This window comes from Variovorax sp. J31P179, assembly GCF_030316985.1.
In the GTDB taxonomy this organism is placed as follows: domain Bacteria; phylum Pseudomonadota; class Gammaproteobacteria; order Burkholderiales; family Burkholderiaceae_C; genus Variovorax; species Variovorax ginsengisoli_B.
This window is the reverse complement of record NZ_JASZYL010000008.1, coordinates 153,416-177,505: the sequence shown is the minus strand read 5'-3', so window position 1 is coordinate 177,505 and position 24,090 is coordinate 153,416. Positions and strand designations below refer to the sequence as shown.

The 24,090-nt window shown below is 70.5% G+C and carries 26 protein-coding genes; 11 read left to right on the top strand and 15 right to left on the bottom strand.

Features of this window, described 5'->3' with window-relative positions:
• Positions 1 to 13 precede the first annotated feature (13 nt).
• Positions 14 to 877, top strand: coding sequence for a hypothetical protein (locus QTI17_RS21810; protein ID WP_286535560.1), 864 nt, complete (start codon positions 14 to 16; stop codon positions 875 to 877).
• Entirely contained in the window at positions 874 to 1,761 is an 888-nt protein-coding gene (locus QTI17_RS21805) for a RibD family protein (RefSeq protein ID WP_286535559.1), read from the top strand. The genes QTI17_RS21810 and QTI17_RS21805 overlap by 4 nt, the downstream gene beginning before the upstream one ends.
• Here QTI17_RS21805 and QTI17_RS21800 read toward each other — a convergent pair.
• The 4 genes from QTI17_RS21800 to QTI17_RS21785 are packed head-to-tail and all read right to left on the bottom strand — an operon-like array spanning position 1,758 to position 5,149.
• Positions 1,758 to 2,645 carry a hypothetical protein gene (locus QTI17_RS21800; protein WP_286535558.1) on the bottom strand — a complete coding sequence of 296 codons (888 nt, stop codon included), beginning with the start codon at positions 2,643 to 2,645 and terminating at the stop codon, positions 1,758 to 1,760. The two genes, QTI17_RS21805 and QTI17_RS21800, sit on opposite strands and share 4 nt — an antisense overlap.
• Positions 2,642 to 3,715: a glycosyltransferase family 4 protein gene (locus QTI17_RS21795; RefSeq protein ID WP_286535557.1), complete on the bottom strand. Its 1,074-nt coding sequence runs from the start codon at positions 3,713 to 3,715 to the stop codon at positions 2,642 to 2,644. Before QTI17_RS21795 ends, QTI17_RS21800 begins: the two co-directional genes overlap by 4 nt.
• Complete coding sequence (locus QTI17_RS21790) at positions 3,712 to 4,125, bottom strand: 6-pyruvoyl trahydropterin synthase family protein (RefSeq protein WP_286535556.1); 414 nt, start codon at positions 4,123 to 4,125, stop codon at positions 3,712 to 3,714. The genes QTI17_RS21795 and QTI17_RS21790 overlap by 4 nt, the downstream gene beginning before the upstream one ends.
• Before the next feature lie 25 nt (positions 4,126 to 4,150).
• Positions 4,151 to 5,149, bottom strand: coding sequence for a zinc-dependent alcohol dehydrogenase (locus tag QTI17_RS21785; RefSeq protein WP_286535555.1), 999 nt, complete (start codon positions 5,147 to 5,149; stop codon positions 4,151 to 4,153).
• A 75-nt stretch (positions 5,150 to 5,224) separates the two neighbouring features.
• On the opposite strand from QTI17_RS21785, the gene QTI17_RS21780 reads away from it, so the two are divergent.
• Positions 5,225 to 5,452, top strand: coding sequence for a hypothetical protein (locus QTI17_RS21780; RefSeq protein ID WP_286535554.1), 228 nt, complete (start codon positions 5,225 to 5,227; stop codon positions 5,450 to 5,452).
• 5 nt (positions 5,453 to 5,457) lie between these two features.
• Here the strand turns inward: QTI17_RS21780 and QTI17_RS21775 are convergent, their stop codons facing one another.
• The 7 genes from QTI17_RS21775 to QTI17_RS21745 form a co-directional block, all read right to left on the bottom strand.
• Positions 5,458 to 6,462 (bottom strand): XdhC family protein, encoded by a 1,005-nt coding sequence (locus QTI17_RS21775; protein WP_286535552.1) that lies wholly within the window; start codon positions 6,460 to 6,462, stop codon positions 5,458 to 5,460.
• A 3-nt stretch (positions 6,463 to 6,465) separates the two neighbouring features.
• On the bottom strand, positions 6,466 to 7,038 hold the full coding sequence (locus QTI17_RS21770; protein WP_286526342.1) for an SRPBCC family protein: 573 nt from the start codon (positions 7,036 to 7,038) through the stop codon (positions 6,466 to 6,468).
• A 37-nt stretch (positions 7,039 to 7,075) separates the two neighbouring features.
• Positions 7,076 to 8,281, bottom strand: a complete 1,206-nt coding sequence (locus tag QTI17_RS21765; protein ID WP_286535551.1) for a vWA domain-containing protein — start codon at positions 8,279 to 8,281, stop codon at positions 7,076 to 7,078.
• Complete coding sequence (locus QTI17_RS21760; protein WP_286535550.1) at positions 8,278 to 9,207, bottom strand: AAA family ATPase; 930 nt, start codon at positions 9,205 to 9,207, stop codon at positions 8,278 to 8,280. Before QTI17_RS21760 ends, QTI17_RS21765 begins: the two co-directional genes overlap by 4 nt.
• Before the next feature lie 106 nt (positions 9,208 to 9,313).
• The gene (locus tag QTI17_RS21755) at positions 9,314 to 10,105 is read right to left on the bottom strand and encodes an FAD binding domain-containing protein (protein WP_286535549.1); all 792 of its coding nucleotides are present in this window, start codon (positions 10,103 to 10,105) and stop codon (positions 9,314 to 9,316) included.
• A 20-nt stretch (positions 10,106 to 10,125) separates the two neighbouring features.
• The gene (locus QTI17_RS21750) at positions 10,126 to 12,558 is read right to left on the bottom strand and encodes a xanthine dehydrogenase family protein molybdopterin-binding subunit (RefSeq protein ID WP_286535548.1); all 2,433 of its coding nucleotides are present in this window, start codon (positions 12,556 to 12,558) and stop codon (positions 10,126 to 10,128) included.
• Between the two features lie 10 nt (positions 12,559 to 12,568).
• Positions 12,569 to 13,063, bottom strand: a complete 495-nt coding sequence (locus tag QTI17_RS21745; protein WP_286526348.1) for a (2Fe-2S)-binding protein — start codon at positions 13,061 to 13,063, stop codon at positions 12,569 to 12,571.
• Between the two features lie 181 nt (positions 13,064 to 13,244).
• Between QTI17_RS21745 and QTI17_RS21740 the strand changes: the two genes are divergently transcribed.
• The 3 genes from QTI17_RS21740 (at position 13,245) to QTI17_RS21730 (ending at position 16,021) form a co-directional block, all read left to right on the top strand.
• Positions 13,245 to 14,363 (top strand): helix-turn-helix domain-containing protein, encoded by a 1,119-nt coding sequence (locus QTI17_RS21740; protein WP_286535547.1) that lies wholly within the window; start codon positions 13,245 to 13,247, stop codon positions 14,361 to 14,363.
• A gap of 109 nt (positions 14,364 to 14,472) precedes the next feature.
• Positions 14,473 to 15,642: an ABC transporter substrate-binding protein gene (locus tag QTI17_RS21735; RefSeq protein WP_286535546.1), complete on the top strand. Its 1,170-nt coding sequence runs from the start codon at positions 14,473 to 14,475 to the stop codon at positions 15,640 to 15,642.
• A 52-nt stretch (positions 15,643 to 15,694) separates the two neighbouring features.
• A complete protein-coding gene (locus QTI17_RS21730) occupies positions 15,695 to 16,021 on the top strand; it encodes a thioredoxin family protein (protein ID WP_286535544.1) in 327 nt (108 codons plus the stop codon).
• A 10-nt stretch (positions 16,022 to 16,031) separates the two neighbouring features.
• Here QTI17_RS21730 and QTI17_RS21725 read toward each other — a convergent pair whose 3' ends face one another.
• From QTI17_RS21725 to QTI17_RS21715, 3 genes are all read right to left on the bottom strand, one after another.
• Positions 16,032 to 16,817 carry a TOBE domain-containing protein gene (locus QTI17_RS21725; RefSeq protein ID WP_286535543.1) on the bottom strand — a complete coding sequence of 262 codons (786 nt, stop codon included), beginning with the start codon at positions 16,815 to 16,817 and terminating at the stop codon, positions 16,032 to 16,034.
• Between the two features lie 41 nt (positions 16,818 to 16,858).
• Positions 16,859 to 17,236, bottom strand: coding sequence for a nuclear transport factor 2 family protein (locus tag QTI17_RS21720; RefSeq protein ID WP_286535542.1), 378 nt, complete (start codon positions 17,234 to 17,236; stop codon positions 16,859 to 16,861).
• 112 nt (positions 17,237 to 17,348) lie between these two features.
• Positions 17,349 to 18,659 carry a D-amino acid dehydrogenase gene (locus QTI17_RS21715; protein WP_286535541.1) on the bottom strand — a complete coding sequence of 437 codons (1,311 nt, stop codon included), beginning with the start codon at positions 18,657 to 18,659 and terminating at the stop codon, positions 17,349 to 17,351.
• Positions 18,660 to 18,788: 129 nt separating this feature from the next.
• On the opposite strand from QTI17_RS21715, the gene QTI17_RS21710 reads away from it, so the two are divergent.
• Positions 18,789 to 19,256, top strand: coding sequence for an Lrp/AsnC ligand binding domain-containing protein (locus tag QTI17_RS21710; protein ID WP_286535539.1), 468 nt, complete (start codon positions 18,789 to 18,791; stop codon positions 19,254 to 19,256).
• 7 nt (positions 19,257 to 19,263) lie between these two features.
• Here QTI17_RS21710 and QTI17_RS21705 read toward each other — a convergent pair whose 3' ends face one another.
• Positions 19,264 to 20,286 (bottom strand): AraC family transcriptional regulator, encoded by a 1,023-nt coding sequence (locus tag QTI17_RS21705; RefSeq protein WP_286535538.1) that lies wholly within the window; start codon positions 20,284 to 20,286, stop codon positions 19,264 to 19,266.
• A gap of 130 nt (positions 20,287 to 20,416) precedes the next feature.
• Here QTI17_RS21705 and QTI17_RS21700 point away from each other — a divergent pair, with 130 nt between their 5' ends.
• From QTI17_RS21700 to QTI17_RS21685, 4 genes are read left to right on the top strand one after another with little or no spacing between them, the layout of a single operon-like run.
• A complete protein-coding gene (locus QTI17_RS21700; RefSeq protein WP_286535537.1) occupies positions 20,417 to 21,976 on the top strand; it encodes a long-chain-fatty-acid--CoA ligase in 1,560 nt (519 codons plus the stop codon).
• A 27-nt stretch (positions 21,977 to 22,003) separates the two neighbouring features.
• Complete coding sequence (locus QTI17_RS21695; protein WP_286535536.1) at positions 22,004 to 23,188, top strand: lipid-transfer protein; 1,185 nt, start codon at positions 22,004 to 22,006, stop codon at positions 23,186 to 23,188.
• Between the two features lie 13 nt (positions 23,189 to 23,201).
• Positions 23,202 to 23,642 (top strand): MaoC family dehydratase N-terminal domain-containing protein, encoded by a 441-nt coding sequence (locus tag QTI17_RS21690; RefSeq protein ID WP_286535535.1) that lies wholly within the window; start codon positions 23,202 to 23,204, stop codon positions 23,640 to 23,642.
• A gap of 12 nt (positions 23,643 to 23,654) precedes the next feature.
• Complete coding sequence (locus QTI17_RS21685) at positions 23,655 to 24,074, top strand: MaoC family dehydratase (protein ID WP_286535532.1); 420 nt, start codon at positions 23,655 to 23,657, stop codon at positions 24,072 to 24,074.
• Positions 24,075 to 24,090: the final 16 nt, after the last annotated feature.

Sequence of the window (24,090 nt, the reverse complement as noted above, 5' to 3'; positions counted from 1 at the left end):
AAACTAAACGGGCATGGACTTCCACAACCCGCTGTTCGAGAGCCTGGCGCTGCCGCTGGTGCTGTCGTTCGGGGCCACCGGCCTGCTGCGCGCCGTCCTCGGCGGGGTGCATGGCCGGCGCTGGGCCTCGGCGGGCGTGGCGCCGGCGATCCTGGTCGCCTCGGCCTGGGTGCTCGGCTGGCAGATGTGGCCGGGCGAGCTGACCGAGGAGCTGCCCTGGATCTACGCCTCGGCCGCCTTGCTCGGCATCGGCCTGGAAGGCATGCGTGCGATGAAGCGCACGACCTGGCTCGCCTGCTGCGTGCTGTGGGCGCTGGTGCTGATAGGGCTCAGCGACCAGCCTGCGGTGCTGCAGGTCGCCACCTGGGCGGTCGGCGCCGCGGTGATCGCGGCGGTGCTGGGCGCGCCGCTCGAGCAGGCCGACGCGCCGGCCAGCCTGCTGATCGCCGGCCTCGGACTGTCGGCGGTGGCTTTCATTTCCGGATCGCCGCTGCTGTTCGAGCTCGGCCTGGCGATCGCCGCCGCCATTGCCGGCTGCGCCTTGTGGCTTTGGCCCAAGGTCCGCATCGGCTTCGGCGCCAGTGGTGCGGTGGTCTGCGTCATCGCCTGGCTGACGCTGGCGCAGGGCCTCGCCCTGCTGACGCCAGTGCAGCCCGAGGTACTGTTGCTGCTCGCTTGTGCCCTGACGTCGGGGCCGACAGTGCAGTGGCTGCGGCGCGGCCGACGCCCTGCGATCGATGCGGTGATCGTCGCGGGCCTGGCGGCGCTGTGGGTCGCAGGCGCGCTCGCGCTGGCGCTTCATGGCGAGGCCCAGGCAGCTCGCCAGACGCCGGACACCCCCCATTCCACGCCCCCACGCCTTGCTGACAAGCCATGATGCACGCCTCCCCCACCCTCCCCGGCATCGATGTGCTGTGGCCGCTGTGCCTGGAGATCGCGTCGCGCCGGCGCAGTCGCCAGCCGCCGCCGGCGGCGGACGCCGGCGCGCCGATCGCCTGGAACGCGGCGGGGGGCTTCGCGTTGCAGGGGCTGTGGGACGACCAGGCGCTCGAGCTGTTCGATCTGCTCAAGCCCCTGCTCGACCAGCCGCGCGCGGGCACGCCCTGGGCGATCGGCCAGCTCGGCCAGAGCCTGGATGGCTGCGTGGCCACGCATGGCGGTGACTCCAACTACGTCAACGGGCCGGAGATGCTGGTGCACCTGCACCGCCTGCGCGCGCTGTGCGACGCGGTCATCGTCGGCGCCGGCACCGCGGCCATCGACAACCCGCAACTGACGACGCGGCGGGTGCCGGGCCCGCACCCGGTACGGGTGCTGCTCGACCCGGCGCTGCGACTGCCGGCGACGCTGCGCGTCTTCTGCGACCGCCAGTCAGCCACCCTGCTGGCCTGCGACGCCGCACGCACGTCCGAAGCGGCGCGCCGCGTGGGTGCCGACCAGGTGCTCGGCGTGCCTGGCCTGCTGCGTCCCGATGGCAGCGCCGACCTGCACGCATTGCAAGCTGCCTTGCAGCAGCGCGGCCTGGGCGTGCTGTTCGTCGAAGGCGGCGGCGTCACCGTGTCGCGCTTCATCGCGCAGGGTTGCCTCGACCGGCTGCATCTCAGCATCGCGCCGGTGATCATCGGGGCCGGCCGGCCAGGATTGCAATTGCCGCGCAGCGCCGCGATGCGCGATTGCCTGCGACCGCCGGGGCGCCTGTTCCGCATGGGCGCCGACGTGCTCTGGGACCTTGATCTGCGCGCCGCGCGGTCTGCGGATTAGGGCCAGACGGCAAGCAAGTCCGCGTGGCCGATGCGAAGCCGGGTGCGCACGAGCAGTTGCATCCGTTCGGCCGACCATGCGGCCACCGATGCGGCGGCGCCGGCGTCCTGCTCGCGCGCGGCGGCCGCGCTGCCTTCGATCAGCGCGGCCAGCATCGCCTGTGCCTGGGCGCCGTCGCGAGCGTCGATGTGCCAGTCGCTGGCGATGCGCTGAAGCTCGCAGCCCAGCGCGCGCAGCCGATCGCCCACCGCCTCCACCGCCCTGCCGCCCAGCGCCGGGCCGAAGCCCTTGTCGCCCCGCTGGTGCGCCTCGAACAGACGCAGAACCGCCTCATCGGCCGCCCGCTTCGGGGTCCAGTCGACGCGCCCGTCGACCGTCAACGCGAACAGCAGCGCCGCCTTCGCCGCGCAGGCGAGGGTCAGCAGTTGGTCGAGCCAGGCGGCCGACACCAGGTCGAGCAGCGCCGACGCCGTGATCAACCCGACCCCGGCCAGCGGCAGCGCGGCCAGCTCGCGGGCGAGATCGAGGTGCACGACTTCCACATCGGCCTGCCAGTCCGGTCCTTCGATGCGCAGCCGATCCCCTTGCGTGCGCACCGCGAAGCCCTGCGCCGCCGCCCAGGCCGCGAGCGCGCCGGGCAATGCCGCCAGCAGCCGCGGATCGTGATCGACCAGCCGCCAGTGCTGCGCGCCGCCCAGGCGGGGCGCCAGTTCGCGCAGGTTGGCCCCGGTGCCGGAGGCCAGGTCGAGCACGCCGAGCGTGGCGCCATCACCGCGCAATCGGCGGGCCAACCCGACCAGGTCGAAGGCAGCGGCCGATGCCTCGCGTGCGGCCCGATCGAAGGATTCGCGCAGCGCGAGCCAGTCGGCGCTGAATCCGGTCATGGCAACGGTGCGCGCGCGGCGGCGTCGAGGGCGACGGCAAAGCGCGCTGCACGCGACGCCCAGGTCGGCAAGCCGCGCCGGGCTTCACGGGCGCCCTCGGCCAGCCGGGCCCGCAGGCCGTCTTCGTCCAGCAGGCGCCGCAACGCAGCCCGCAACGCGTCGACCTCGCCCGGCGGAACCAGCAGGCCCGCCGTGCTCGGCACGGTGTCTGGAATGGCGCCGGCCAGCGTGCTGATCACCGGCAGGCCGTGCGCCAGGGCCTCGGCCAGCGCCATGCCGTAGCCTTCGTGGAAGGACGGCAGCACGAAGACATCGGCAGCCTGGTAGAGCGCGCGCAGGCCGGCCTCGTCGCATTCACCGTGGAGCCGCACGCGATCTTGCAGGCCCCGGGCTTCGATCGCGGCCGCCAGGGCCGCCGCGCAGGCCGGGTCCATCGCGAGGCTGCCGGCGCAATCCAGCGTCCACGGCCGATCGCGCAGGCCGGCCAGCGCATCGACCAGCAAGGCATGGCCCTTGCGCGGCGTCACGCTGGCAACGCACAACAGCGCCAGTGCGGCCACGCCCGACCCCTTTGCCAGCGGCGCGGGATCGGTGCCCGGCTCGACCACCGTGATGCGGGCGTCCTCGACGTCGAAGGCCGCCAGCGCCCGCGCCGTGGCCGGGCCGGTGACGACGACGCCGCGTGCGGACGCCAGCGCGCGCCGCTCGCTCTCGAACAGCACCCGCTGCCGATCGGGCGCCAGCCCGGTCTCGAGCGACAGCGGATGGTGCACCAGCGCGACCCAGCGCAGCCTCTGCGCATGAGCGGCAGCGAGGTCGGGCAGCACGCCGAAGCCCAGCCCGTCGACCACCACCAGCGTGCCATCGGGAAGGGCCTCGATCAGGCGGCGAGCCAACGCCAGGGCCGATGCATCGGGATCGGGAAAGCCGGGTCCCAGTGACTGCACGTCGACCTGCCAGCCGGCCGCGCGCAGGCCGTCGATGATCCGGCGGTCGTAGCCATAGCCGCCGGTGCGGGTGCCGAGATCGCCCGGCACGAGGAAGCTGCAGCGCGCGTTCAATGGATTCAACCCGCCTCGGCCGGCAGTGCGCCCTCGTAGGCGGCCCAAGCCACGTGCGATTCGTTGAGCCGCACCCTCAGGCCCGACAGCCCGCTGGCGTGCGGCCCGAGGTCGCCGACCGGGATCCGCGCGGCGACCCGATCGAAGATCACGCGGGCCATGAACTCGGTGGTCGTGTTGCGTCCCTCGAAGGCCGGGTCGTCGTCGAGGTTGCGCAGGTTGAACTCGCCCAGCACGCTGCGCAGCACCTCGGTCGCCCGCGCGATGTCGACCACCATGCCGTCGGCATCGAGTTCGGCGCGGCGAAACTCGAGATCGACCACGTAGGTCGCGCCGTGCAGGCGCTGGGCCGGGCCGAAGGCCTCGCCGCGAAAGCTGTGGGCGACCATGAAGTGGTCGCGGACGTTGACGCTGTACATGCGGGGGCTCCTGGCAGGTTGGGTCTCAGGCGTAGTCGATGCGCTGGCACAGCGTGTCCGGCGCACCGGCGGCAAGGCGCGCCAGCACCTCGGGCAACTGGTCGAAGGGCGCGGTGTCGGTCACCAGCAGGTCGAGCACCGGGTCGCGCAGCAGCGACAAGGCCAGCGCCAGCCGCCGCCGGTGCGGCCAGCGGCTGCGCTGGGCCGGCGCCACGTGGCCGACCTGGGAGCTCTTGAGCACCAGCCGGCGCGAATGAAAGGCCTCGCCGAGTGCCAGCGACACCGGCCGCTCCCCGTACCAGCTGAGCTCGATCACGGTGGCCTCGAAGGCTGCCAGTGCCAGCGCCGTGGCCAGGCCCTGGGGCTGGCCGCTGGCATGCAGCACCAGGTCGGCCTCGGGCCGCGCGTGCTCCGGCAGCGAGAAGGCGACGCCGAGCCGCTCCGCCACTGCGCGCCGCGAGGACCGCACGTCGACCAGTTCGACCTCGCAGCCCGGCAGCCTTGCAGCCAGCCAGGCGACCAGCAGGCCGACGACCCCGCCGCCCACCACCGTGATGCGATCGCCGACACGCGGCGCCGCATCCCAGAGCGCATTGACCGCGGTCTCCATGTTGGCGGCCAGCACCGCGCGCCCGGGCGGCAGGCCTTCGGGCAGCGGGTGCACCGCATCGACCGGCACCACGTAGCGGGTCTGGTGCGGATGCAGGCAGAAGACAGGACGGCCCCGCCAACCTTCGGGGCCCTGCTCGACGATGCCGACGCTGGCGTAGCCGTACTTGACCGGTGCGGGGAACGCGCCCGCTTGAAACGGTGCGCGCATGCGCTCGAATTCGCTGGTCGGCACCTCGCCGCGGAACACCAGCGACTCGGTGCCGCGGCTGACCGCACTGTGCAGCGTCCGGACCTCGACCTCGCCGGCGCCGGGCGCGGCCATCGGCTCGATCCGGATCGCGGCGCGGCCCGGCGCTTCGATCCAGCAGGCGCGCGGTGCGGCGGCAGTGACTGGGGATGGGTGGGCTGGCATGCTGCTTTCCATCTTAAGGCGATGCCCGTGCATTAGTTCACGCTGCAGACTGATCGGCTCTGTTAGCCTGACGCCATGCGCGCCCTCATCCTGATCCTCAATGTCGCCCTGCTCGCGATCGCCTGGTGGGCGGCCTCGCTGACCGGCGTCCTGATTGCGGCCGGCCTCTGCTTCGTGCTCGTGGCCGGCTTCTTCGCCTTCTCGATGGCCCGCACCGAAGCCCGCGAGTCGCGCCAGATGCAGCGGGCGATGGGCCGCAACACGAGCTTCCTGGCGGAGCTGCTGGGCCCGCGAAAGCGCTGACGGATTCAGCCCACGGCCGCCTTGGCCACCGCCACCGCCGCTTCGCGCGGCAAGGCCACCGCGTTCTTCACCGCCAGGATCTCCGCCATCACGCTGACCGCGATCTCGGGCGGCGTCTTGCTGCCGATGTAGATGCCGATCGGGCCGCGCAGGCGCGCCAGCGATTGCTCGGTCTGCTCGAAGTGCTCGATCATCCGTTCGCGCCGGGCCTCGGCATTGCGCCGCGATCCGATCGCGCCGACATAGAAGGCCTCGCTCTGCAGCGCCTCCAGCAGCGCCAGGTCGTCGAGCTTGGGGTCGTGCGTGAGCGCCACCACGCAGGTCCGGCGATCGGGCTTGAACGCGGTCACGGCATCGTCGGGCATCTCGGTGGTGATGGCGACGCCGGGCAAGGTCCAGGCCGTGTGGTATTCGGTGCGCGGGTCGCACAGCGTGACCGCGAAGCCGCTGAACTTGGCCATCGTCGCCAGGTATTCGGCCAGCTGGCCGGCACCGATCAGCAGCATGCGGTATTCGGGGCCGAAGGTGTTCACCAGTTCGGTGTCGTCGACCAGCAGCTCGGCCGGTGAGGTCGCCTCGGCCAGCGCCACCGCGCCATCCGCCAGCTGCACCGTGCGCTGCATCAGCTGCCCCTGCTCGAGCGCCGCCACCAGCGTCTTCAGGGATTCGGCGTCGGGGTCGTATTCGAGCAGCAGCTCCAGCGTGCCGCCGCAGGGCAGCCCGAAGCGATGCGCCTCGTCGGCCGTGATGCCGTACTTGACCAGCGCCGGCGCGCCCGTGGGCATGACGCCGTCGCCGTGGGCGCGGCTGTAGCGGGCGATCAGGTCGTCCTCGATGCAGCCGCCCGAGACCGAGCCGACCACCGCGCCGTCCTCGGCCAGCGCCATGATCGAGCCGACCGGGCGCGGCGACGAACCCCAGGTGCGGACCACGGTCGACAGCAGCGCACGGCGGCCCGCCAGCCGCCAGTCGCGCAGGGTGCGCAGCACCATGACGTCCAGGTTTTCCATGGCTCAGTCGGGGTCCTTGTTGTCGGTGTCGGCCTTCTTGCCAATGCCTAGCTTCTGCATGAAGCCGGCCACGGCACCGACCTTCTCGGCCGGCGCTTCGGCCGCCGCCTCGGGCGGCGGGCCGTAGCGGCTCTGCATCTCGGCATCGAAGCGCTTGAAGAAATCGTCGGCCGTGGACTTGGCGGCGCCGTCGATCAGCCGCTGGCCCATCTGCGCGATCTTGCCGCCGACCTGGGCCTGCACGGTGTAGTCGAGCTCGCAGCCCTCGGCGCCGTCGGCCACCGGCTTGAGCGACACGCTCGACGCACCCTTGGCGAATCCGGCGACACCGCCCTGGCCCTCGAAAGACAGCTTGTAGCTGTCGGGCGCCAGGATGTCGGCCAGCGTGACCTTGCCGCTGAACTTGGCCGACACCGGCCCGATCTTCAGCGCCAGCCCGACCGAGTACTCGTTCTCGCCGGTGAGCTCGAACCGGTCGCAGCCCGGGATGCACTTCTTCAAGGTCTCGGGATCGTTGAGCGCATCCCAGGCCTGTTGCTGCGTGACGCCGAGACGGCGGTTGCCGAGCATTTCCATGGTGGATTCCTTGTTGTCTTGGTGGGTGAACGGGCCGCTATCGACCTGCGCGCATCAGCGCCGCGAGGCTCGAAGCCAGCTGTTCGAGGGCGCTCAGATTGTGGACCGCGAGCATCGCGTCTGCATGGCGGTGCAACATGGCCGCACCGCGCGCAAGGGGAGCGTAGCCCTCGTAGCGCAGCAACGGGTTGAGCCACAGCACGCGCCGCGAATGCCGCTTGAGCCACAGCAGTTCGTGCTCCAGCGCCTCGGGCTCGCCGGTGTCGAGGCCGTCGCTGATCACCAGCACCAGCGTGCGGCGTCCGGTGAGGCGCCGCGCGTGCCTGTGGCGCAGCTGGGCCAGCGAATCGCCCAGGCGGGTGCCGCCGGCGAAATCGTCGATGGCGGCGCCGGCCGCGGCCAGCATCGCATCGGTGTCGGCGATCCGGAAGGCCGGTGTCAGGTCGGTCAAGTGGGTGCCGAAGGCGAACACGTCGCGCCGGCCCGCGCGCCGGGTCGACGCATGCAGGAAGGCCAGCAGCAGGCGGGCGTAGCGTTCCATCGATCCCGAGACGTCGATCAGCACCAGCAGCGGCAGCGGCTGGCGGCGGCGCGAGAGCTTCGGCAGCCGCAGCATTTCGCCGCCGGTGCGCGCCGCCTCGTGCAGCACGCCGGGCCAGTGCATGCGCGAATGCACGCCGCCGTCGCCGGCCACCCGCAGCCGGCGCGAGGGCAGGGTCGGCACCGGCAACGCAATGTCGCGCGCCAGCCGCTCGACCAGCCGGTACTCGGCGGCGCCGAGCGCGTTGAAATCGGCATGCTGGACCCGCTGCCGGTCGCTGGCGGTCATCGCGGCATCGAAGTCGATCTCGCGCTCGGTCTGCGCTGGCTTGACCGCATCGCGCGGGGCCGCCAGCGCCTCGCGCACCCGCGGCCGGCGCTTCGCCGGCTCGGCCTTGCCTTCGGCGCTCGGCAGCATCTGGGCCAGCAGCTTGTTGGCCAGCTCGGGATCGCGGAACCAGGCGTCGAAGAGCTCGCGGAACACCCCCCGGTCTTCCTCGCGGCTGATCATCACGGCCTCCATCGCGGACGCCAGGTCGCCGCGGCTGTCGACGCCGACCAGCATCGCGGCCTCGGCCGCGAGCCCGATGCGCATGGCGTCGGTGCGCACGCCGGCGCGCCGCAGCGCACGGCCGAAGCCCGCCAGGTTGCCTGCGAGCTTGCCGCGGCGGGCATCGCCGAGCTGCTGCACTCGCTCTGTCAAGACGGGGCCTCCTCCTCGGGCTTGAGCAGGTCGGAGGCCAGCTCGCGCGTCAGCGCGGCGACATCGTCGCGCTGCTTGAACAGGATGCCGGCGGTGTCGGCCACCACCTCGGGGTCGAGTTCGACCGTGTCGAGCGCGATCAGGGCCTTGGCCCATTCGACGCTCTCGGCGATGCCCGGCGCCCGCTGGAAGGCGCTGGCGAACGGGGCCGTGCGCAGCCGGCCGACGAAGGCCGCGACCTGCTCCGACAGCACCCGGCCGGCCTCCGGCACCTGGGCCCGCACGATCGCCAGCTCGCGTTCGCGCTCCGGGTAGTCGAGCCAGTGATAGAGGCAGCGCCGCTTGACCGCGTCGTTGAGTTCGCGCGTGCGGTTGCTGGTGAGCAGCGTGACCGGCGGCACCAGCGCCCGCACCGTGCCGAGTTCGGGGATGCTGACCTGATACTCGCCCAGGTATTCGAGCAGGAAGGCCTCGAAGGGCTCGTCGGCGCGGTCGACCTCGTCGATGAGGAGCACCGCGCCGGGCGGCGCGGCCTGCAGCGCCTGCAGCAGCGGCCGACGGATCAGGTAGCGCGGCTGGTAGACCTCGGACTCGATGTCGCTCGATGCGCCCTGCGCCTCGGCGGCCCGCATGTGGAGCAGTTGGGCCGCGTAGTTCCATTCGTAGAGCGCCTCGCGCTGCTCGAGCCCGTCGTAGCACTGCAGGCGCAGCAGTTCGCGCCCGAGGGCGGCCGACAGGGCCTTGGCGAGCTCGGTCTTGCCGACCCCGGGCTCGCCCTCGAGCAGCAGCGGACGCTGCAGCTTGAGAGCCAGGAACACCGCCGTCGCCAGCCGTCGATCGGCGAAGTAGCCGACGCCTTGCAGCGCCTGCACGACCGCATCGATGGAGGAGAAAGGCGAGGTCGCGGCAGGCGTGGTGTCAGTCATGACGGGAGGATACCGGCGGCCAGGCCGGCGCCGGGCCGCCCCAAGGCGGCCTGCGGCCCCCTCGGGGGGCAGCGAGGACACGCAGTGCCGAGCGTGGGGGCCACATTCAGCCGAGGGCCTTGGCGACCGCGCGCTGGGTCAGCACGCTGATCAGGTTGGCCCGGTAGTCGGCCGAGGCATGCAAGTCGCTGTTGAGGTCGGAGGCGTCGATCTTGACGCCGGCCGCGGACTCGGGCGTGAACGCCTTGGCGAGCGCGTCCTCGAGGCCCTTGTGCCGGAACACGCCGTTGCCAGCGCCCGTGACCGCCACCCGCACGCCGCTGTCGGACTGGGCGACGAAGATGCCGACCAGCGGGAAGTTCGAGGCCTTCTGGCGCAGCTTCTCGTAGGCCGCCCGCTTCGGGATCGGGAACCGGATGGCCTTGATCAGTTCGCCGTCTTCAAGTGCGGTGGTGAACAGTCCCTGGAAGAAGTCGTCGGCCGCGACCTCGCGCTTGTTCGTCACGACCGTCGCGCCGGTCGCCAGCACCGCGCTGGGATAGCAGGCGGCCGGATCGTTGTTGGCGACCGAGCCGCCGAGGGTGCCCATGGCGCGCACCTGGCGGTCGCCGATGTGTGCCGCCAGGTAGGCGAGCGCCGGAAAGGCGGCCTGGATGTCGGCGTGGTTGGCAACGTCCAGGTGCCGGGACATGGCGCCGATGACGAAGCTGTTGCCATCGCGGGTGATCCCGGTGAGCTCCTTGACGCCGCTCAGGTCGGCCAGTTGCTCCGGGGCCGAGAGGCGCAGCTTCATGGAAGCCAGCAGGGTCTGGCCGCCGGCCAGCGGCTTGGCGCCGGCAGCGGCCAGCTTGACCGCGTCGGCCAGGGTGGTGGGACGTTCGAGGGTGAAGGCGTACATGGTGTTTTTTCCTTCGGTGTTCAGGGAGCCGGACGGCCTTGGGTGCTGGCGGCGAGCGAGGGTTGCGGGGTCGTGCTCGCGCTGCCCTTCTGCATGGCCTCCCAGACGCGGTGCGGCGACGCCGGCATGTCGAAGTCCTTGACGCCCAGCGGCGCCAGCGCATCGAGCACCGCGTTGATCACGGCCGGCGGCGAGCCGATGGCGCCGGCCTCGCCGCAGCCCTTGGTGCCCAGCGGGTTGTGGGTGCAGGGCGTGCAGACGGTGTCGAGCTTGAACATCGGGAAATCTTCGGCGCGCGGCATCGCGTAGTCCATGAAGCTGCCGGTGAGCAGCTGGCCTTCGCTGTCGTAGACGCAGTTTTCCATCAGCGCCTGGCCGATGCCCTGCACCAGGCCGCCATGCACCTGGCCCTCGACGATCATCGGATTGATGATGGTGCCGAAGTCGTCGACCGCCGTGAAGCGGTCGACCTTGACCTCGCCGGTCTGCTTGTCGATCTCGACCTCGCAGATGTAGGTGCCGCCCGGGAAGGTGAAGTTGGTCGGGTCGTAGAAGGCGGTTTCGTTGAGGCCGGGCTCGAGCTTGTCGAGCGGGTAGTTGTGCGGCACGTAGGCCGTCAGCGCCACCTGGCCGAACGGGATCTTCTTGTCGGTGCCCTTGACCGTGAACTCGCCGTTGGCGAACTCGATGTCGGCGTCGCTGGCTTCCATGAGGTGGGCCGCGATCTTCTTGGCCTTGGCCTCGATCTTGTCGAGCGCTTTCATGATTGCCGCGCCGCCCACCGAGATCGAGCGCGAGCCGTAGGTGCCCATGCCGAAGGGCACGCGGCCTGTATCGCCGTGCACCACGTCGACCGCCTCGACCGCGATGCCCAGGCGCGCCGCCACCACCTGTGCAAAGGTCGTCTCGTGGCCCTGGCCATGGCTGTGGGAGCCCGTGAACACGGTCACGCTGCCGGTCGGATGGACCCGGATCTCGCCGCATTCGAACAGGCCCGCGCGCGCGCCGAGCGCACCCGCGATGTTCGACGGCGCGATGCCGCAGGCCTCGATGTAGCTCGAGTAGCCCATGCCGCGCAGCTTGCCCTTCGCCTCGCTGGCCGACTTGCGCGCAGCAAACCCGGCGACGTCGGCCAACTGCCTCGACTTGTCCATGCAGGCGTGGAAGTCGCCCGTGTCGTACTGCAGCGCCACCGGCGTCTGGTAGGGGAAGGTGGCGATGAAGTTGCGCTTGCGGATCTCGTCCTGGCCCAGGTTCATTTCCCAGGCGCAGCGCGACACCAGCCGTTCGAGCAGGTAGGTGGCCTCGGGTCGGCCGGCGCCGCGGTAGGCATCGACCGGCGCGGTGTTGGTGAACCAGGCATCGACCTCGACGTAGATCTGCGGCGTCGTGTATTGGCCGGCCAGCAGCGTGGCGTAGAGGATGGTCGGCACCGCGGTCGCGAAGGTCGACAGGTAGGCACCCAGGTTGGCGTTGGTGTGCACCCGCAGCGCCAGGAACTTGCCCTGGGCGTCCATCGCCATCTCGGCATGGCTCACGTGGTCGCGGCCGTGGGCGTCGGACAGGAAGCACTCGGAGCGCTCGCCGGTCCACTTGATGCTGCGGTTGAGCTGCTTCGAGGCCCAGGTCAGGCAGACGTCCTCGGCATAGAGATAGATCTTGGAGCCGAATCCGCCGCCGACGTCGGGCGCGATCACGCGCACCTTGTGCTCGGGCAGGCCGAGTACGAAGGCGGTCATCAGGAGCCGTTCGACGTGCGGGTTCTGGTTCGACACGTAGAGCACGTACTCTTCGTTGGCGCGGCTGTAGCTGCCGATGGCCACGCGCGGCTCCATCGGGTTGGGGATCAGCCGGTTGTTGACCAGGTCGAGCTTGGTGACGTGCGCCGCATTGGCAAACGCGGCATCGACCGCCGCCTTGTCGCCGATCGCCCACTTGTAGCATTGGTTGTCGGGCGCCTCGTCGTGGATCGTGACGCCGCTCTGCTTCTTCGCGGCATCGGCCACGCTGACCAGCGCCGGGTGCACGTCGTAGTCGACCACCACCGCCTCGGCCGCGTTCTTGGCCTGCTCGACGGTCTCGGCCACCACCATCGCGACATGGTCGCCGACATAGCGCACCTTCTTGATCGCGAGGATCGGGTGCATCGGCTCCTTCATCGGCGTGCCGTCGGGGTTGTTGATGAGCCAGCCGCAGGGCAGCCCGCCCATCTTTCCCTCGATGTCCTTGCCGCTGAAGATGCCGACCACGCCGGGCATCTTCGATGCCGCGGCAATGTCGACGGACTTGATCGTGGCATGCGCGTGCGGCGAGCGCACGAAGATGCAGTGGGCCTGGTTGGCCAGGTCGATGTCGTCGGTGTACTGGCCGGCGCCAGTCAGGAAGCGATAGTCTTCCTTGCGCTTGAGGGCCTCGCCGATGTGCGGCAGGCCTGCGAAGTCGGGTGCGCCCATGTCGTGCTCCTCAAGCGGTGGCCGTGGTCTTGGCGGGCGCGGCGGACATCGCCTCGCCACCCATCTGCACCGCCTTGACGATGTTCTGGTAGCCGGTGCAGCGGCAGAGGTTGCCGTCGAGCAGTTCGCGGATCTCGGTCTCGCTGGACTTCGGATGGTGGGTGCACAGGTCGATGGCGCTCATCACCATGCCCGGCGTGCAGAAGCCGCATTGCAGGCCGTGGCACTCCTTGAAGGCCGCCTGCATCGGGTGCATGGTGCCGTCGGGCTGGGCGATGCCCTCGATGGTGGTGATCTGGGCGCCGGCCACCTGCGCGACCAGCACGTTGCACGACTTGACCGCGCGGCCGTTGACGTGGACGGTGCAGGCGCCGCATTGCGCGGTGTCGCAGCCGACATGCGTCCCGGTCAGGTGGAGATGCTCGCGAATCGCTTGCACGAGGAAGGTGTTCGGGGGGGCGTCGACCGTGACCTCGCGGCCGTTGACCGTGAATGGAACCTGCATGTGGCTGTCTCCGTTGTAGGTGATGGCTGAACTTCGGCCGCATGATCTTGGACGGGCGGCAAAGGCACGATCCTAGGCAAAACCCTAGGCGCTTGCGCGTTGTCCTTGAAATTCTCAAAATGAAACAGCTCGCCCTCCGGCGAGTCCCGAACAGGCGCCGCCGAGGCCCGATGTCCACACGATGACGCCCTCTTTCGCTTCTCCCCCGCCCGAGCGCACCCTGTCCATTGCCCAGGCGCGCCGCGCGTGGATCGACGGCGAGCGCCCGGCCGATCCACTGGCGGCGCCGGTCGAGCCGTGGCTGGTTCGCTCGTGGCAGCGCTGCCTGGCCGCCGGCCACCGCCCGCGGCAGCACGTGAGCTTCGATCCGGTCTCGGCCGAGCAGGCGCAGCGAGTGGCCGAGCGCAACCGCGCGCTGGTCACAGCAGCGCGGCCGGTGCTCGACCGCCTGTCGCGGGCGATCGCCGACACCCGCTATTTCGCCATCCTGACCGACGCCGACGGCATCGTGGTCGACATCGGCGCCCTGCCGTCCGGCAGCGACCCGGCCGCGCGGCATGCGCGCGACATCGCGCGCGTCGGCGTCGACCTGTCGGAGCGCGCCGTCGGCACCACGGCGATCGGTGCGGCGCTGGCCGAGCACGCCTCGGTCTGGCTGCATCGCGGCGAACATTTCTTCGACGACACCAGCATCTACAGCTGCGCCGGCGCGCCGCTGTTCGGCCCGCGGGGCGAATGCATCGGGATGCTCGACCTGACCGGTGTCCAGGTGGTCGAGCGGCCCGAGCTGCGCCACCTCGCGGCGTCCTCGGCCCGCAGCATCGAGAACGCACTGGTGCAAGGCCACCCCTGCGAGCTGCTGCTGCAGATCGGCTGGCCCGGCAGCGTCGCCGGCACCGACACCGAAGGCCTGCTTTGCATCGACGCCGACGGCGGCATCAGCGGCGCCAATGCCGCGGCGCGCCAGATGCTGCACCAGCCGCTCGGCGGGCGACCGTCGCTCCATTGCAACGACCTCTTCGCACTGCCGCCGCAGATGCTGTTCGATGCCGCCCGGCGCGGCGACGCCGTGCTCGAGGTGCCGCTGTGGTCGGGCTTGCGGGTCCAGGCCCGGCCGCGGCTGGCGCGGCAGCCCAGGACGGGCGCGGTCGCTGGCGCCAGCGCGCCGCGGCTGCGCGACGTCGAGTCGGCCCTGATCCGCAAGGCCGTCGACGACGCCCGCGGCAATGTGGCGGAAGCCGCGCGGGCCCTGGGCATCAGCCGCGCCACCGTCTACAGAAAGCTCGGCCGGGGGCGCTGACGGACCTCACGCCCGGCATCGCCCTAGTGACAATTTTACAAATTGTTGCTATTGTCAGCGCCTGTTAAAACCTGCGCGCCGAACCCGGCGGCCTGATTGGACGTTGACCATGCGTGAGCCCGAGGCCAATAGCTTTTCCCTGCCGTCGAAACCCAATCGGCGCCAAGTCATCACCCGCATCGCCGGCGCCGCCGGCCTTGCTGCCGCAGCCGGCTTCGGACTGCCCGCGTTCGCCCAGGCCCGGACCATCCGCATCGGTGCTTCGTTCGACAACAGCAGCGTCGAGAAGGCCAACGGCATCGCCCTCTTCGTGGGATCGTCGGCCTACTTCAACGGCCTGAACCGCGCCGGCGGCATCAATGGCACCAAGGTCGAGCTGGTGATGGCCGATGACCAGTTCAAGCCCGACATCGCCAAAGCCAACGCCCTGGCCTTCGCCGCCGACAGCTCGGTGCTGGCCATGGTGCACCCGCTGGGCACGCGGCAGACCGCCGAGATCAGCGATGCCGTGCCCGGCATGGCGGTGGTCGGCCCGAACACCGGCACCGTCTCGCTGCGCAAGAAGGCAGCACCCAACACCTTCTGGGTGCGCGCCAACTACGACCAGGAACTCGACCGGCTGATCGCCACCGCCGCCGTGCTGGGACAGTCGCGCATCGGCATCGTCTATTCGGAAGACCCGCTCGGCCAGTCGCTGCTGGCGGGTTTCAAGGCCGCGCTCGCCAAGGCCAAGCTCGAGCCGGCGGTGATCGCCAGCACGCCGAGCACCACAAGCATGGAGGTCGACGCAGCCGCCGCCAAGATCGCAGCGGCCGAGCCGCAGATCGTCATCATCGGCCTGGCCGGCACCGCGCCGGCCTTCGTTCGCGCGCTGCGCAAGGCCGGCGGCAAGAGCAGCGCCTACGGCCTGTCGATCACGGCCAGCGCGCTCGGCGCGATGGGCGACCTGGCCCATGGCCTGGGCTTCGCGATCGTCGTGCCCTCGCCCTTCGCGACCAAGTTCGAGATCGTGCGGCGCTACCAGGCCGACATGCTGGCCAACGGCGTCAAGGAGTTCTCGCTGCCGAGCCTGGAGGGCTACATGGACGCCTGCGTGCTGGCCGAGGGCCTGCGCCGCGCCGGTCCGTCGCCGACGCGCGCCGGCGTGATCGCCGCGCTGGAGCACATCGAGGGCTACGACCTGGGCGGCGTGAAGATCAACTACGGCCGCGGCAACCGCGAAGGCAACCAGTTCGTGGATGTCGCGGTGATCAGCTCGAACGGCCGTTTGATCAGCTGAACGGGGGCGCCGGCCGCGAGCGGGTTTCGCGCGGCTCGCGCAGAATCGCCGGATGATTTCGAGCTATTCAACGGTCGCGCCTTCGCGCGAAGAGGTCGACGCACTGCCCGGCCCCACCCTGGTCGAGTTCGGCACCGACTGGTGCGGCTTCTGCAAGGCGGCGCAGCCGCTGCTGGCCGAAGCGCTGGCCGCGGCGCCCGCGCTGCGCCACCTCAAGATCGAAGACGGCAGCGGCCGCGCGCTGGGCCGATCGTTCAAGGTCAAGCTGTGGCCGACGCTGGTCTTCATGCGCGACGGCCGGGAGGTCGGCCGGCTGGTGCGCCCTGCCAGCGCGGAGCTGATCCGACAGGAACTCGGCCGGCTCGGCACGGTGGCCTGAGTCCCGAAAATCAGCCGGGCAGCGCCACCACCACCGCCGCCTCCTCGACCATCGCCAGCACGCGCTGGCGCCCGCGCAGCGCCGTGCCGCTGGGCGCGAAGCCCACCAACTGCAGGCCGCCTTCCAGCGCCACCGAGATCTCGTCGCCGTCCTCGCCACGCGCCACGCCGGCGACCATGCCGGCCAGTTGGTTGCCCCTGACACGGCGCTCGGCCGAGGCTCGCTCGACCCGAACGGCGGTTGCCTTGCACAGCGCGATCGCCTGCATGCCCTCGGCCAGGCCGAGCAGTTCCGCGCTCTCCTGCGTGATGCGGGCGGCAAGGCACTGGCTCCCGCCCAGCGCCAGGCGCACCCGCACCAGGCGGCCGGTCGACTCGATCGCCTCGACGGTGGCCGGCAGCTGGTTGCGCATGCTGGTGCGGATCGCGAGCCGCGCCACCGCGTTGCCGGCGCCGGCGGCCGAGCCGCCCGCCGCTTCGGCGTGCGTCTGCACCGCGCGCCGCGCCACCTCCAGCGCCTGTGCGAGCTCGAGCAGCTGCGTACCGTGCGCCGTCAGCGTGGCGCCGCCGCCGCCGGCACCACCGACCGCACTCGCCACCAGGGGCACGCCGGCCAGGTTGGTCAAGGTCGCGACCGCCTGCCAGGCGGCCTTGTAGCTGACGCCGGCGTCGCGCGCGGCCTGCGAGATGCTGCCGGTGCGCCCGATGCCGCGAAGGATGTCGATGCGCTTGTCGCTCATGCCGTGGCCGAGCGCGTCGCCGAAGCGGGGGGATGCGGTTGCTTGTGCTTTCGCCATGGCGGCATTGTGCCGACGGCGCGCACGCGCCCTGCCCCGGATCAGGCCCCGACCGGCACCTTGTCCAGGAAACCCGTGACCGACTGCAGCCGGCCGGCTTCGAGCTGCGCGAAGTCGGTCCCCTCGATCAGGTCCTCGGCGCCGCTGGGGCCCAGGGTCCACGAGAAGCGCAGCCGGTCGCCGTGCGCGTCGGGCTGGCCCTTGAGGGCGAAGCGAAAGCCGGGAAAGCGCAGCTGCACGCCGCCGACGAGCGCGCTGATCTGCGTGCGGCCGCTGGCCTGCGCCAGCGGATCGACATAGCGCGCGTCCTCGGTCCAGTGGGTTTCGAGCAGCCTCAGGCGGCGCTCGGCATCGGTCTCGTTCCAGACGGCGATGTAGTGCTCGGCCACGCGGGTGGCATCGATGGTGGCGGTGTTCATGGCGTTTCCTTTCGATTCACGACCCGCAACAGCGCGGGGTGAACGAATGGTCGCCGTGCGGCCTCCGCGGGTCGATGACCCCGGAGGTCATGGACCCATTGCGAGCAGGTTCTCAGGCCGGCACGCCTTGCGGTCGGCCCGCGCTGCCACGTCCCGGCGCGACCGGCAGGTAGCGATCGACCGACAGCCCGTCGGTGCGAATCTCCGGACGCCGCCCCGTCACCTGGTCGGCCACCAGCTTGCCGGAACCGCAGGCCATGGTCCAGCCCAGCGTGCCGTGCCCGGTGTTGAGGAACAGGTTGCCGTAGCGGGTCGGGCCGACGATCGGCGTGCTGTCGGGCGTCATCGGCCTCAGGCCGGTCCAGAAGCTGGCGCGCGGCAGGTCGCCGCAGGGGAACAGGTCGGTGATGACGCGCTCCAGGGTCTCGCGCCGGCGCGGGTTCAGGCGCAGGTCGAAGCCGCCGAGTTCGGCCATGCCGCCGACCCGGATGCGGTCGTCGAAGCGCGTGACCGCCACCTTGTAGGTCTCGTCGAGCACCGTGGACTGCGGCGCCAGCGAGGGCTCGACCAGCGGCACCGTCAGCGAATAGCCCTTGACCGGATAAACCGGGATGTCGAGCCCCAGCGGCGCGATGAAGTCGCGCGAATAGCTGCCGAAGGCCAGCACGTAGCGATCGGCGGTGAGCACTTCGCTCGCCGCGCCGCCCAGGCGCACGCCGGTGATCCGGCCGCCTTCCGTGACCAGGCCGTCGACCGGCTGGTCGAAGCGGAAGTCGACGCCCAGCCCGCGGGCGATCGCCGCCAGGCCCTGGGTGAACAGGTTGCAGTCGCCGGTCTCGTCGTTCGGCAGGTGCAGGCCGCCGGAGAGCAGGTCGCCGGTGCGCGCCAGGGCCGGTTCGACGCTCGCCAGGCGGCTGCGGTCGAGCAGCGTGTAGGGCACGCCGCATTCTTCGAGCACGGCCAGGTCGCGCTGCACCGCGTCGAGCTGCGCCTGGGTGCGAAACAGCTGGAGCGTGCCCTGGGTGCGCTGCTCGTAGCGGATGCCGGTCTCGGCGCGCAGCGCGCGCAGGCAGTCGCGGCTGTACTCGGCGACGCGCATCATGCGTTCCTTGTTGAGCGCATAGCGATCGGGCGAGCAGTTCCTGAGCATCTGCGCCATCCAGCGCAGCTGGAACAGCGAGCCGTCGGGGCGGATCGACAGCGGCGCGTGCTTCTGGAACATCCACTTCAGGGCCTTCAGCGGGATGCCCGGCGCCGCCCAGGGCGTCGAGTAGCCGGGCGACACCTGGCCGGCATTGGCGAAGCTGGTTTCCTGCGCCGGGCCGCCCTGGCGATCGATCAGGGTCACCTCGGCGCCATTGCGCGCCAGGTAGTACGCGGTGGTGACGCCGATCACGCCACCGCCCAGAACGATCACTTTCATCGCAGAACTCCAAGAAAGCAGGAAAGGAGTCAATGTTATGAATTGATCGTCGGTAAACTCCACTGAAATTCAGCCGCGTTGCAGTGTTTTCAGCTGTTCCAAGCCTGCCAGAGGGCTCCAAGGAGTGAAATGACCGACCTCGACCGCACCGACCGGAAAATCCTCGACATCCTGCAGCGCCAGGGACGCATTTCGATGACCGACCTGGCCGAGCAGATCGGCCTGTCGACCTCGCCATGCTCCGAGCGGGTGCGACGCATGGAGCGCGAGGGCGTCATCAGCGGCTACCACGCGCGCATCGACCCGCAGGCACTCGGCAAGACCTTGCTGGTGTTCGTCGAGATCACGCTGTCGTCGAAGTCGGCCGATGTCTTCGACAAGGTCCGCCAGGAGCTCCTGCACGTGCCCGAGGTGATGGAATGCCACCTGGTGTCGGGCGGCTTCGACTATCTCGTCAAGGCCCGCCTGCGCGCCATGAGCGACTACCGCAACCTGCTCGGCGACCTGCTGAAGAAGCTGCCGGTGCCGGCCGAGTCGAACAGCTACGTGGTGATGGAGGAGATCAAGGAAAGCCTCTACCTGCCGATGGACCGCTGATTCGACATCAAGGGCCGCCGCGGCGGTAGGCGCCGGGCGCGCTGCCGGTCCACACCTTGAAGGCGCGCTGGAACGCCGCGCTGTCGGCAAAGCCCAGTTCGAAGGCCAAGGTCGCGAGCGGCACCGTGCCCGAGATCAGGCGAACGATCGCGGTGTCGCGGCGCAGTTCGTCCTTGAGCGACTGGAACGAGGTGCCTTCGCTGGCCAGCCGCCGCTGCAGGGTCGAGGTCGACATGTGCAGCGCCTCGGCGGTGGCCGCGAGGTCGGGCCATGCCGGCTGGGTGTGCTGCAGGTGGCCGCGCACGCGCGCGCTGCACAGGTCGTCGCCGCGCCGCGGCACGATCACCTGGGCCCGCGCGTCGGCCAGGAAGGCGCGCATCGCGGCCTCGTCGCGGCGCACCGGCTTCTTCAGCTGCGCGGCGTCGAACCAGAACGCCGACTGCGCGCAGCCGAAGTGCAGCGGCGCCGGAAACACCTTGCCGTAGCTGCTGGCGTAGGCCGGACTCTGGAACGCGAAATCGAAGCGCACCGCCGGCAGCTGCCCGCCCGCCAGCCAGGCCAGCAGACGCCAGACGACGCGCAGCATCAGTTCGTGCAGGAAGGCCGGGCGCGCCTGCGACGGATCCACCACGCGCAGCGCCACGCCCGCCAGAGCGCCGTCGCGCACCGGTTCCAGCAGCAGGTCGTCCTGCAGCAGGCGAAACACGTGGGCGACGCGGCGGGTCGCGGCTTCGAGCGTCGGCGCGTCGATCGCGGCGCGGGTCATGAGGGCCAGGCTGCCCCGCCTGACGGGCCGCGACAGGAAGCCCAGGCATTCGTCGTCGAAGCGCTCGATCAGGAGCCCGAACAGCGCCACGTACTGGTCGGCCGTGACGCGCGCACCGGGTTCCTGCAGCAGCCCGGGCGGAATGCCGGCCTCGGCCAGCAGGTCGTCGCAGCAGCAGCCGCGCGCCTGGATGCCGGACACCATGCCCTTGACGAACGCGATCGAGATCGTGACCGGAGGACGCAGCATCGATCGATGGCTCATGAGGGCGAGGGTTGAGGTCTTTTGCCATCGGATCGATGCGAAACGCAATCGTCCGGATGGCCGGCGGTTTCTACCATGAGCCCACCCAGAACAAGGCCACGGAATCCCGGGGTCGGAAGGAGACAAAGGCATGTACCTCACCCAAGCACTGCACCGCGCGGCGCAGCAGCATCCGGATCGCGTGGCGCTGCGCTTCGGCGACCGCCAACGCAGCTTTGGCGAACTTATCGACCGGGTGGCGCGCCTGGCAGCGGCCCTGCAGACGCTCGGCATGCAGCGCGGCGACCGGGTCGCGATGCTGTCGCTCAACTCCGACCGCTACCTCGAATACCAGATGGCCGTGCCCTGGGGCGGCGGCGTGCTCAACCCCTGCAACATCCGCTGGTCGGCGGCAGAGATCCTCTATTCGCTGAACGACTCGGGCTCGACCATCCTGCTGGTCGATGCGAGTTTCGCCCCGCTGGTCGAGCCGTTCAGGCGCGAGGCCACCAGCTTGCGCGAGGTCGTGTTCTGCGGCGACGGCGAGGCGCCCGCCGGCATGCACGGCTACGAGGCCCTGCTGGCCGAGGCCGTGCCGGTGCCCGACGCGCTGCGCCGCGGCGAAGACCTGGCCGGCATCTTCTACACCGGCGGCACAACCGGCTTTCCCAAGGGCGTGATGCTGAGCCACACCAACATGTGCAGCTCGGGCATGGCGCTGCGCGCCGAGGGCCTGGCCGGGCCCGACGGCACCTACCTGCATTGCGCGCCGATGTTCCACCTGGCCGACATGGGACTGGCGATGCCGCACTGGATCGAGGGCAACACGCATTCGATCATCCCGGTCTTCAACCCGGAGCAGGTGCTCGACGTCATCGAGCGCGACCGGGTCACGCACGCGCTGCTGGTGCCGACCATGATCCAGATGCTTGTCGACCACCCGGCGATGAAGAAGCCGCGCGACCTGAGCTCGCTGCGCGCCATCGCGTACGGTGCCTCGACGATCGCCGAGGCGGTGCTCGAACGCGCGATGAGCGCCCTGCCCGGCGTCGAATTCGCACAGGCCTACGGCATGACCGAACTGTCACCGCTCGCGACCCTCAATCCACCCTGGTACCACACCCGCGAGGCACGCCACCTCGGCAAGCTGCGCTCGGCGGGCCGGGCCAGCCATTGCACCGAGGTCCGCATCGTCGACCCGCAGGGCGTCGAGGTGCCGCGCGGCACGGTCGGCGAGGTGATCGTGCGCGGACCCAACGTGATGCAGGGCTACTGGAACCAGCCGGGGCTCACCGCGGCGGCGCTGCGCGACGGCTGGATGCACACCGGCGACGGCGCCTGGATGGACGACGACGGCTTCATCTTCATTGCCGACCGGCTCAAGGACATGATCATCACGGGCGGCGAGAACGTCTATTCGGCCGAGGTCGAGAACGCCCTGGCGCAGCATCCCGCCGTGCTGGCCTGCGCGGTGATCGCGATCCCGAGCGACGAGTGGGGCGAGAGCGTGCACGCGGTGGTGGTGCGGCGGCCCGAACAAGAGGTCGCGCCGGCCGCGCTGATCGCCCACTGCAAGTCCCTGATCGCGGGTTACAAGTGCCCGCGCAGCGTCGACTTCGTCGTTGCGCTGCCGCTGTCGGGCGCCGGCAAGGTGCTCAAGACCCGGCTGCGCGAACCCTTCTGGCAGGGCCGCGAGCGCGCCGTGGCCTGAAGCCATTCCCACACCAAGGAGCCTTTCATGAACCAGGACGTCTACGTCGCCGGGGTCGGCATGATCCCCTTCACCAAGCCCGGGGCCGGCGAGGCCTATCCGCAGATGGCGGCCCAGGCCACCCGGCAGGCGCTCGCCGACGCCGGCATCGGCTACGAGCAGGTGCAGCAGGCCTACGTCGGCTATGTCTACGGCGACTCCACCGCCGGACAGCACGCGCTGTACGAGGTCGGGCTGAGCGGCATTCCGATCGTCAACGTCAACAACAACTGCTCGACCGGCTCGACCGCGCTGTTCCTGGCGCGCCAGGCGGTGGCCAGCGGCACCGCCGATTGCGTGCTGGCGCTCGGCTTCGAGCAGATGCGCCCGGGCGCGCTCGGCGCGGTCTTCAACGATCGGCCGAGCCCCTTCGAGCGCTTCGACCAGGCCTGCGCTGATCTCGTCGGGCACGACGAGATCCCGCTGGCGCTGCGCTACTTCGGCGGCGCCGGCCTCGCCCACATGCAACAGTACGGCACGCAGCTGTCGACCTTCGCGAAGGTGCGCGCCAAGGCCAGCCGCCATGCGGCCAACAACCCGCTGGCCATGCTTCGCAAGGTGGTGACCGAGGAAGAGGTCATGAATGCGCCCGTGATGTGGCCCGGCGTGATGACCCGCCTGATGGCCTGCCCGCCGACCTGCGGCGCGGCCGCGGCCGTCATCTGCTCGAGCGCCTTCGCCGAGCGGCACGGCATCCAGCGCAGTGTGCGCATCAGGGCGCAGGCCATGACCACCGACCGCCCCGCCACCTTCGAGGCCCGCGACATGCGCGAGGTGGTCGGCTTCGGCATGGCGCAGGCGGCGGCACGGCAGGTCTACGAGGCCGCGGGCATCGGGCCCGACGCCCTCGACGTCGTCGAGCTGCACGACTGCTTCGCGCAGAACGAACTGATCAGCTACGAGGCGCTCGGCCTGTGCGGGCCCGGCGGCGCCGAGCAGTTCATCTGCGACGGCGACAACAGCTACGGCGGCAAGGTGGTCACCAACCCCTCGGGCGGATTGCTGAGCAAGGGGCATCCGCTGGGCGCCACCGGCCTGGCCCAGTGCTACGAGCTCACGCACCAGCTGCGCGGCACGGCCGAACAGCGCCAGGTCGAAGGCGCCCGGCTGGCGCTGCAGCACAACCTCGGGCTCGGCGGCGCCTGTGTCGTGACCCTCTACGAACGCGTATGAACAAGGAGCGCCCATGATCGACAAGAAATGGATCGGCCACGAACTGCCCGCATCGGTGTTGCCGATCGAGCGCAGCCGGCTGCAGTTCTTCGCCAAGGCGATCGGCGAGACCGATCCGGTCTACACCGACGTCGCCGCGGCGCGCGATGCCGGCTACCCCGACCTGCCGGCACCGCCGACCTTCCTGTTCGCGGCCGAGCTCGACTCGGGCGCCTCCGAGCAGTTGCTCGCCGACCTGCAGATCCCGATCGCCAAGCTGCTGCACGGCGAGCAGGGCTTCAGCTTTCATGTGGCGGCCTGCGCCGGCGACACCGTGACCGTGCGCAGCACGATCAGCGACATCTACGACAAGAAGAACGGCGCGCTCGAGTTCGTCGTCAAGACCGCGCGCGCCACCAACCAGCACGGCGAGCTGGTCGCCGAACTGCGCACCGTCATCGTCTGCCGCCACTAGGAGCATGTCCGAATGAACCCTCCCACCTTCGACAGCGTGCAGGTCGGCGACGCCTTGCCGCCGCTGCAGCTGCCCGCGGTCGACCGCACCACGCTGGCCCTGTTCGCCGGCGCCTCGGGCGACCACAACCCGATCCACATCGACATCGACGTGGCGCGCCGCGCCGGCATGCCCGATGTCTTCGCGCAAGGCATGCTGGGCATGGCCTGGCTCGGCCGCCTGCTCACCGCCTGGGCGCCGCAGAGCCGGCTGCGCCGCTTCGACGCCCGCTTCCAGGGCATCACCCACCTGGGCAATGCGATGCGCTGCAGCGGCACCGTGGTCGAGAAGCTCGAGCAGGCCGGCGAGCGCTGCGTGCGCATCGAGCTGCTGAGCGCCAACCAGTTCGGCCAGACCAAGATCGTCGGCGAGGCGCTCGTCGCGCTGGCCTGAAACTAAAAGGAAGAAA